The sequence below is a fragment of the Cupriavidus sp. 01L46 genome, assembly GCF_056399905.1.
In genome coordinates this window covers 1-7,078 of sequence record NZ_JBFTSF010000300.1, presented here as the reverse complement: position 1 = coordinate 7,078, position 7,078 = coordinate 1, and the positions used below count along the sequence as shown (strand labels likewise).

The following is a 7,078-nucleotide window of genomic DNA, read 5'->3' as shown; positions in this document are numbered from 1 at the left end:
CGCGAGATTTGCATCCTATGGTCAGCAGTTCGCTCCACGAAGAGAATTCGTCCGCCATCCACACGTCGATTGTCGATGATCCAGGCTTCCGTATCGACCAACCGATACTGGCCGGCAGGCGACTTCCATCAATCCGTTCAAATCTGTTACGTAACAGATTCTTCGCTATTGTATATAGTCCGAAGCTGGCCGGGATGTCACGATGAAAGCTCTTTCACTGAGACTGCCATGAAATGAAAGCAGAGAATTTTACGTTGCAACACTACTTCGACCGGATCGGTTTTGAACGGCCCGCGGTGGCAGATATTGCCACCATTGCTGAAATGATGCGGCGGCAGCTCTTCACTGTTCCATTCGAAAATCTGGACGTGCAGGCAAAAAAAGGCGTTTCCCTCGTTCCCGAGAGAATTGCCGAAAAGATCCTTCATCGGAACCGAGGCGGGTACTGCTATGAGGTGAACGGAATGTTCGCGATGGCCCTGCAAGAGCTTGGGGTACCTTACCAGTTTGTCGCGGCGAGACCGATGTTCTACGCGGTCGAAAGACCCAAGACCCATATGGCACTCGTGCTGACCGTGGCCGGTGAACGCTGGCTATGCGATCTCGGCTTCGGAAGTTATGGAATCAGAGCTCCGATGCGACTCGACTTGATTGACGTCGAAGTCAAACAGGATGCCGATACGTTTATGCTGACCAGGACAAGCGATGGAGAGTACTTGCTGAAGGCGCTTGTCGATGGGCAATGGGCGAACCAATACGCCTTCGACCTGTCTCCACAGAAATGGATTGATTTTTCCCCCGCCAACTATCTGAATTCGACACACCCCGACGCGATTTTTGTGCAAAAAATGTTGATCGTCCTGCACAACGAGACTGGTCGAAAAATCCTGTTTGGCGACGCACTGAAGATCATCGCAAACGGACAAGCAGAGCAATACACGATCTCGCCAGACGACCGCGCATCTGTTCTGTTTCGCGAATTTGGCCTAACCACCCCGGGCAATTAAAGGTAGTGCATTCGTGTTCGAGATTACTGTCTAGCGCCGCTATGCGACCAATGCATCATCGATGTGCGTAGCGGATCTCCATCGAATGACCGGACTCGGCGGCACTCCGGTCGCACCACGGACGTTGATGTCCGTATAAACACGGTTAGGCTGCGGACGCCCTCCCCMGCACATGTGCCCAACCATTCAGGATAGTGACATGGCCGAATGCGTTCTAACATTTTCCAGTCAGACCGAATGGGAAAGTTGGCTAGGGCAAAACGGCAGCACTTCGACGGGAGCATGGCTGCGTCTAGCGAAAAAAGGCACCGAGCAGCGAACCGTAACCTACGAACAGGCGTTGGAAAGCGCGCTCTGTTATGGCTGGATTGATGGTCAAAAGAAGGCTGAGAGCGAGAAATACTGGTTACAACGCTTCACCCCACGCTCCGCAAAAAGCATCTGGTCCAAACTTAACAAAGACAGGGCTGAAGCGCTGATCGCCGCAGGCAGGATGCGCCCGCCCGGCATGTGCGAAATCGAGAAAGCCAGGAAGGACGGCCGCTGGAAGGCTGCTTATACGTCCGCCAGTAACTCGAGAGTGCCGGACGACCTGCAGGTGGCTTTGGACGCAAATCCGGAAGCCAAGAAGTTTTTTGCAACACTGAACAGCCGTAACCGCTACGCCATCCTGTTTCGGGTACAGAATGCCAAAAAACCAGAAACAAGGGCGCGTAAAATCGAGGAATTCGTCAACATGCTGAACCGTGGCGAAACCTTCTATCCATAGGCTGCCCCCGGCCGGCAAGCGACGACCGCAATCGCCGGGCGACCTGTCGTACCGGGTATGAAGATCAGGGGGTAGTCCACCCCCCCAAAGAAGACAGGGGGCAAAGTTTGATGCATTCTCGGCCTGCCCAGACGCGGAAGAGGCTGATCAGTATGCTGTAAAACTCCATGACTTGTTGATCGCCACATCATTTCGCGAGCCGACGAAAGTCGCTGTGTATGTGCCGGCAGCGATGGGCTGCGTGGGGAGCAGGAACACTACCCCTCGAAACAAGCTCGCGTCCTCGACAGCCGAAGCAACCGAGCCAGCCTTGGATTYGGCCGGCACCAGGATGCGAGCCGGTACGCGACTGCCGCCAGGCCCCGTCAGGATGAAGTTCGAGACCGTCAGCACGTCAGATGGCTTTTCAACGTTGACGCGGAACATGATCGGGGGACCGGCTCTGGCCAGATCGGGCGCTGGATTCGGGATCTCGTGGCCAGGAATGAACAAGCCGTGGACGTTGGCATTGTCGGCTGGGTAGTGGGCGCCAGTGCCGGGAGGCAGTTGTTGGCCGCCCCATTGGGCGAGGCCGTAGCCGCCGGTTCCGGCTGCGGTCACCACACCAAAGTTCGTCACGCAGTAATTGTCATGCATGGCGAGGCCGATGGTCTCCTGATTGCTGGTAATCCCCTGCAAGTGGTAAACCGAGTTCGCCATCGAGGCAAGGCAGCGACCAATCTCGCCGTTGTAAGCATTCTGTCCAACCCATTGCTTGTGCCATCCGCCCACGGTGAGTACTTGCTGGTACGGATCGGGACTGGTAAAACCAGGATTCCCGGGGATCTCCGTGTGGCTCATCACCGCGTTGAGCTTCATATACTCCAGGTGGTTCTCGGCCGCGGCGTCCAGGGCGGCGTCTTGCCGCAACGCGCCTACACCCATTGCGATGCGCAGGGAGTTGAGCGCATTGAAGAATTCGAGGCGCGGGTCGGTTCTGGAGTAAGTGGATGTGAGCGCGATCGCAATCGAAGCAGAAGAAGGCGGTTCCTTCCTGATGCTCGGTGTGCGTGGCAGGTTTGAAGCAATCGTTGGAGGGGTGGCGCCAGCGCTACCAATGCTGGCGCAGACCGCGACGAAGGTAGACATCGCGGCAATTGCGAAGAGGCTCTGTTTCACGTCTTTCCGGTTATTTTAGGTCTGTACAAGCGGGGCTGAGGATCAGCGGGTGACCCTGGCGAATCCGCCTCCAGAGGCTTAACGCAAGATGGGGAAGATTCGTGCACAGGAGCATGCGCGCGTGGTGCGGCAAGCTGGGGCAGTAGGTAGGGCGCGCCGTCGGCGCCCATGCAGATGCAGGAACCTAGAGACGGTCCAGGTGCCCACGGAGAGGGATCTGAGTAGTAGTGCCTGACCCTGCGATTGGGTGGGCGGCACAGGAAAAACCGCTTATCGCACAACCTGCGGGGAGAACGAAGGTCGCAGATCGACCCACTTCAGCCCGTCGACCCGGCGCGACCTCTACGGCGGCTTCCAAGGTACAACGGCCGTTGCTTGGGCACTGCCAACATGCCAACCAACAGGATTGCCTTCGTCTCCAAAAGGACTCTCTATTTGCGCGTGGGTTGCCCATCACTGCGGGCAAGTACACCTGACATTCATAACCCTTTCAACGCGCGGTCGTTTGCCCGTGGTAAACGACGACTGTTCGGCCGGCTATAGGGCCGCCCTTTCACGAACCAGCACCTCAATTTCATCGATCGAGTCTATAAGATTGACGTCAAAGTCAACGGTGGCGAAATCAATATCGAATTCCGCCTCCAAATGAGCGACGAGCATCAGCATCGAGAGCGAATCAAGTCGGCCGCTGATAAAAAGCGATTCATGATCGGCAAGTTCGCCGTTGTCATTGCGATTGCGCAGTGCGTCAACGACGAACGCACGAATCTGTACTTTATGTTGATTATCCATCAATCGACTCCGATAAGACTAGCCATGAACGTGATGCGCTGTTCGAGGGTATAGAAACGCGTTTCGTTGCCAAACGGATGAAGGCATATGACGAACAGCCAAATCCCAACGAATGCGGCCAGGGGGGCCGCCCGTGTGCGTGGCACTCGTGGACCGGCAAGTGAACGGACTTGCGAAATGCCGATGCCCAGCGCCAGTACCACGCAATAAAAGACATAGCTCGTAAATGTCTCGCACGTGGCCTTGAACCCGATCACCGCGACAAGTCCGATATCTCGAACGAAGTGGTATATTGCATTGCCGACGCCCGCCGCCATGAATGTCGCGAAGAAAATCCGCAAGCGCGGATGTTGGCGGAAGGCCCTAAGAAAAGTCGGCAGGAAAAAAAAATCAACCAGTAGTTCCTTGAAATAGTAGTAGTACCGGTTCCAGAAATCCGCGAGCGAGCGCGACTCGAGCGGGCGCCACGTATTGCGCGGCAGACGATAGCCGGCAAGGCGCGCCACCGCGATCGCCTGATGCCCCGCAGCGGCGAGCGTCAATGCCGAGAACACGACATCCAGCACGAGCGCTGTCCAGCCGATCGCAATCGGATATGGCCGATGCTGAAAATACGCGGCCTGCACACCTTCGAGGGTAGGAATTCGCAGAACCGACGCGCCCATCCAGTGCGCCGCTGTGTTGATGTCCGCCAGAACGCACGACCAGAGTAGCAGCTTGACCGCTTTGAGTTGTGTCACCGCGATTTCGCGCCGCGTCGTCGACTGGACCTTGCGCAGGAATGCTGCTCCTTTACCCCACGGCGTTGAGGTCGAACCCCAGAACGGGTGAAAGAGACCTAGCTGGTACAGCATCGGCCCCCGTGCGCGGGAACGCTGATCGACGAGCGCATAGGCGAAAAACCAGATGTTCGGCGTCGCGATCGCCAGAAACGCCCATACGCCGACTCTTAGCCATCCGTGGACGAACGGCATGCACGTGAGGCCGCACAGCACCGCTTCGGTGGCGAGCAGCGTCGATACCGGTCGGCGCGCTACGAACAGCGCGTCGTTGTGTCGAGCCGCGCTCAGCGTGAGCCACGCGACCAGCATGAAGGCGATCAGCGCCATGTACGCCAGCACAACCGCCGACACGCCCGTGACCCGTTCATGCGCCATCGCCGCGGCGATAATGTCGAACGAAAACCATAGGCCCGAAGCCGGCAGCAACGATAAGGTGGCAACAAACGTGGCGATGCCGCGAAAGCGCGGCGCATATGCCGACAACGCAGCGGCCCCGCCGGCGATCAACATTGGCCAGCCATTCACTCGTATCAGCACGAGGGTAAACAACGTGACGATCAGCAGCCGGCCGCGCGCGGTCTCTGAAAATGCGACGATCGGTTCGCGTCTGTCGATCGAGATGATTTCGCGGAGCGACCGTCTGGGCGTCCTTGCAACGGTCTGCGGATTCTCGATGGCCGGGTCGATTATCAGGTCGCGCCGCTGGCTCACTTTCAGCTCCCCCGTTCGAGCAGATCCAGCAAGGCATGGCGGTCTACTTTTCCGTTTCGATTGAGCGGCATGCCGGGCAACGCGATAACCCGTGAAGGCACCATGTACGCAGGTAGACGCCGCGCGAGATCGCGCCGCACCTTTGCAGTGTCGACCGCGTCGCCGGCGACGAACGCTACGATGCCGCGTGTTGCGTCGACATCGCTTGGCCAGCCTACGGCCCCCACCAGGTCGGCACCAGCGACGATCCTCAAATGGGCCTCGACTTCTTCGAGTTCAACGCGATGACCGAGCACTTTCACCTGGTTATCCACCCGGCCCAGGTAATGCAATGTTCCGGACGCATTGCGCACAACGCGATCGCCGGTTAGATACCACCGCGCGCCCGCGCGAGTCGGAAAGCGCTGTGCCGTGAGCTCCGGCGCATCCAGGTAGCCGATGGCGAGCTGCGGACCGCCAATTCCCAACTCGCCGGATTCGCCGTCGGCGAGCATCGCCCCCGTCTCGCTGAACACGGCTGCGAGATTTCCGGGCAATGGCCGCCCGATCGCCACCACATCGCGCCCAGGCGTCAGAGGCGTCGGCTTGCCGACAACCTCATTCAGACAGTACACGGTAGTCTCGGTGGGACCGTAAAGGTTGTGGATCGTGCTGTTGGGCGCTGCAACTCGCCACGCATCGACGATTCCAGCCGACAACTGTTCACCGCCAAAAGCAGCAATGCGAATATCGGGCAGCACGCCAGGACGCAACGATTTTAGCTGACGCAGCATCCCAACCAGCGACGGCACGGAGTTCCACACGGTGAGCCGCGCTTCGACTGCGCGCTTGACCGCATTCATTGCCTGGTGCTTCGGAAGGACATATAGCGATGCTCCGGCTTCCCATGTCGAAAACATGTTATGCACCGATGCGTCGAAAGACAGTTCAGCGGTTTCAAGCACCCGGTCATCGGAGGTCAATCCTAGTATCGCGGAGATCGAGTCGATATAGTGGTGTACAGCGCCCGCCGGGATGACGACGCCCTTTGGTGTGCCGGTCGTGCCTGACGTGAAGATGATGTAGGCCGGGTGTCCCGCGCCGACATGCTTCGGTTCCGACACCCGCGCGGACGGCAGCGCATCGGTCGAGACCACCTTGACGGCACCACCACTCAATGCACTCAACGCCTGTGGATCAGGCGCGACGACAAGTGGTGGGCAAACATGAAGGAGCTCCCGGGCGAGTAACGCCGCACCTTGTGTGTCCACCACGATCGCGGCGAGGCAACAGCGCGCCAGGATTTCGGCGATCCGCTCGGGCGGGGCACTTATGCTGATCGGCACATAGGTGCCCCCCGCCCAGCACGTGCCGAGCAGTGCGACATACGCCTCGATGCTTTGCGGCGCGAGAACGCCAATGCGCGGCGGATGCCCACCGTTTATGCCCCACTCAGGGCTTTCACGTAGGAAGTGAGCCAGCCGCGCGGCACGTTGTGCGAGGTCGGCATAGGTCAGGGAACGGCCGTCACAGCAAATGGCGATTGCCTCGGGCGTCTCGATACTGTGATGGTAAAGCGTCAAAGCCAGATTATGGTTGTCCATAAATTGCTCGACTGCGATCGATTTTCGTTACACTGATCCGGCAAACCGGCCGGCAATATCGATGCGATGCTCTCCGTGGGCATCGTTCTCGTGCACGTGATTCTAATGTGAAAAAAAAAGCGCGAGGAGCTTTTTTGTAATGTGGGGCGGGTCCGGCGGCAGCAACTGGCCGCCAGGACACGGCTGGAGGGAACAGGGGGGGCGATAACAAGCTGGCCTATCGGGGAGCCAGAGTTTCTGCCTTCAGTGCGTTGATGTTTCAGGGAAGCATATGGG

Annotated in this window: 7 protein-coding genes; 3 read left to right on the top strand and 4 right to left on the bottom strand. The window is 58.4% G+C overall.

Annotated elements, in window-relative coordinates:
• The 3 genes from AC1DS3_RS32265 to AC1DS3_RS32255 form a co-directional block, all read left to right on the top strand.
• A partial coding sequence (locus AC1DS3_RS32265) for a hypothetical protein (protein ID WP_477128751.1) occupies nucleotides 1–206 on the top strand: 206 nt, incomplete at its 5' end.
• 27 nt (nucleotides 207–233) lie between these two features.
• On the top strand, nucleotides 234–1,007 hold the full coding sequence (locus tag AC1DS3_RS32260) for an arylamine N-acetyltransferase family protein (RefSeq protein WP_441640139.1): 774 nt from the start codon (nucleotides 234–236) through the stop codon (nucleotides 1,005–1,007).
• A 199-nt stretch (nucleotides 1,008–1,206) separates the two neighbouring features.
• Nucleotides 1,207–1,776, top strand: coding sequence for a YdeI/OmpD-associated family protein (locus AC1DS3_RS32255; protein WP_441640140.1), 570 nt, complete (start codon nucleotides 1,207–1,209; stop codon nucleotides 1,774–1,776).
• A gap of 147 nt (nucleotides 1,777–1,923) precedes the next feature.
• Here the strand turns inward: AC1DS3_RS32255 and AC1DS3_RS32250 are convergent, their stop codons facing one another.
• From AC1DS3_RS32250 to AC1DS3_RS32235, 4 genes are all read right to left on the bottom strand, one after another.
• A complete protein-coding gene (locus AC1DS3_RS32250; protein ID WP_477128750.1) occupies nucleotides 1,924–2,934 on the bottom strand; it encodes a CAP domain-containing protein in 1,011 nt (336 codons plus the stop codon).
• Nucleotides 2,935–3,471: 537 nt separating this feature from the next.
• Entirely contained in the window at nucleotides 3,472–3,726 is a 255-nt protein-coding gene (locus tag AC1DS3_RS32245; RefSeq protein WP_441640142.1) for a phosphopantetheine-binding protein, read from the bottom strand.
• Nucleotides 3,726–5,219 (bottom strand): hypothetical protein, encoded by a 1,494-nt coding sequence (locus AC1DS3_RS32240; RefSeq protein WP_441640143.1) that lies wholly within the window; start codon nucleotides 5,217–5,219, stop codon nucleotides 3,726–3,728. The genes AC1DS3_RS32245 and AC1DS3_RS32240 overlap by 1 nt, the downstream gene beginning before the upstream one ends.
• Before the next feature lie 2 nt (nucleotides 5,220–5,221).
• The gene (locus AC1DS3_RS32235) at nucleotides 5,222–6,802 is read right to left on the bottom strand and encodes an amino acid adenylation domain-containing protein (RefSeq protein ID WP_477109413.1); all 1,581 of its coding nucleotides are present in this window, start codon (nucleotides 6,800–6,802) and stop codon (nucleotides 5,222–5,224) included.
• Nucleotides 6,803–7,078: the final 276 nt, after the last annotated feature.

Bases quoted from the DNA above. Each gene is read 5' to 3' on its own strand.
- AC1DS3_RS32235 (WP_477109413.1), bottom strand. From the start codon at position 6,802: ATGGACAACCATAATCTGGCTTTGACGCTTTACCATCACAGTATCGAG.
- AC1DS3_RS32245 (WP_441640142.1), bottom strand. From the start codon at position 3,726: ATGGATAATCAACATAAAGTACAGATTCGTGCGTTCGTCGTTGACGCA.
- AC1DS3_RS32255 (WP_441640140.1), top strand. From the start codon at position 1,207: ATGGCCGAATGCGTTCTAACATTTTCCAGTCAGACCGAATGGGAAAGT.
- AC1DS3_RS32260 (WP_441640139.1), top strand. From the start codon at position 234: ATGAAAGCAGAGAATTTTACGTTGCAACACTACTTCGACCGGATCGGT.